General features: G+C 42.3%; 2 protein-coding genes and 1 pseudogene. All 3 read left to right on the top strand.

Translation table 11 applies throughout. The features are described 5' to 3' along the window. Positions 1-567 (top strand): annotated as a pseudogene (locus EB241_RS20735) (S-type pyocin domain-containing protein); the annotation flags it as partial. Position 568: 1 nt separating this feature from the next. Next, complete coding sequence (locus EB241_RS20730; protein WP_124234942.1) at positions 569-826, top strand: bacteriocin immunity protein; 258 nt, start codon at positions 569-571, stop codon at positions 824-826. Positions 827-1,304: 478 nt separating this feature from the next. Continuing rightward, the coding region (locus tag EB241_RS20725) for a hypothetical protein (protein WP_124234941.1) at positions 1,305-1,777 on the top strand (473 nt) is incomplete at its 3' end.

Genomic DNA, 1,777 nt, shown 5'->3' with positions numbered 1-1,777 from the left:
GGCAACCAGAACCCAATAAGGATACCAAATCCGGTTGTTGTTGATCCATTGCCGGAAGATACCCGCATCAAGGCAACAACCACCCCGGCACCGGAAGAGAAAAGCTTTGCGGATTATATTCTTTATCTGCCATTGCCCTATATTCCGCCAATCTATATATATCTACGTAATAATCCCGGACAAGTTACCGGTAAAGGTCAGAAGATTAGCGGGATATGGCTGTCGGACGCTGGCACAGGTAATGGTTCTCCTGTCCCCTGCCAGATTGCTGACAAGTTGCGAGGACGAACTTTTGCAAACTTTGACCAATTCCGTAAGGCGTTTTGGTTAGAGGTTTCAAAAGATACTGAACTATCAAGCCAGTTCCGGGGTAGTAACAAAATTCATATACGCAATGGGAACTCTCCCTTCACACGAGAACAGGATCGTGCTGGAGGAAGAGAACGTTATGAAATCCATCATATTATTCCAATAAGTAAAGGTGGGGAGGTTTATAATGTCGATAACATGGGAATAACTTCACCTAAGAGGCATATCGATATTCATTCAACGAGGCAGAGTAAATAATATGGGCGATAAAAAATTATTATCTGATTATACAGAAAGCGAATTTTTAGATTTAGTTCGTAAAATTTATAATGCTGAAGGGCCAACAGAAGAGGACGATAATCGCCGAGTCAGGCAGTTTAGGCGACTTGCTGAACATCCAACAGGCTCCGACCTTATCTTCTACCCAGAGGATGGGAAAGATGATAGCCCCGAAGGCGTTGTTCAAGAAGTTAAAGAATGGCGTCAAGCGAATGGTAAATCCGGCTTTAAGAGTTAGCCTCTGGTCGTATAAATGAGTTTGTATCCGCGTCTGAGGGCGCGGCTTTCAATTATTTACCCACAGGACACCTCGTGTGTTGCTTAACTCCTTAACTCCTTAACTCCTTAACTCCTTAACTCCTTAACTCCTCAGACATTCAGAAGGCACGCCAACTGCGGTGAACCGTCGCTCACAATTAATTGATTTAAAAGATCAATGTAATGTTATTGATAGTTTCTAACGATTAAATGCAAAAAATTGATCGGTATTTTAATTGATTCAATCGATCGATAATTTACTTTTGATAGTCTGTAGCTATCATTTGTTTTTTATTGATCGATTTAAACGATATGACGAACAGTGAAAATAATTCAATTCTATCAATTGGTTAAACAGACTGTTTGTGGATCGGGTGTGATCCGGTTCGAAGTGGGATCTCTTTTGCTTTCATTCCTGCCATGAACAGTCAGTTGGTTAACATTGAAGGGATATGAAGATGAAAAAGATCTTACTTATGGCAGGTGCTGCGTTGGCTCTGGCGGGATGTGGTGAAAAAGGCGACTTTGAGAAAGCGATCAATGCGAAGATTGGTCAATCTAAAAGTTGTTTCTCACTACGAAACAACAATGTCACATTCCCTGTTCAGCTCTCCAAACCACGATTTGATGAAACAGGGACTGGAACAGGTTCAGTGATCCTCGACGGCCTTGTAGAGCAGGGCTTAATGGCCTTTGTTAAAGGCTGGGATAACAATACGCCTGGGATAACAGATAAAGGTAAACAAGCCAAAATCTGGGATGCCAAAGAAGGTGTTTGTATTGGTCGCCGTGTTGTTGATGAAGTGAAGGAATGGACTGAGCCGGGTAATGGTAATCAGAAAGTTGTTCGCGTCACCTATACATGGAAATTAACTGATGTTGCATCATGGGTGGACAAAAGCGCGTTCTCTGGTGTGAAAGGGACGAATGA

The organism is Erwinia psidii, from assembly GCF_003846135.1.
In the GTDB taxonomy this organism is placed as follows: domain Bacteria; phylum Pseudomonadota; class Gammaproteobacteria; order Enterobacterales; family Enterobacteriaceae; genus Erwinia; species Erwinia psidii.
The sequence above is the reverse complement of the archived record's forward strand: the minus strand, read 5'-3'. Positions and strand labels throughout refer to the sequence as shown.

Coding starts and splice junctions, on each gene's coding strand:
- EB241_RS20730 (WP_124234942.1), top strand. CDS start 569: ATGGGCGATAAAAAATTATTATCTGATTATACAGAAAGCGAATTTTTA.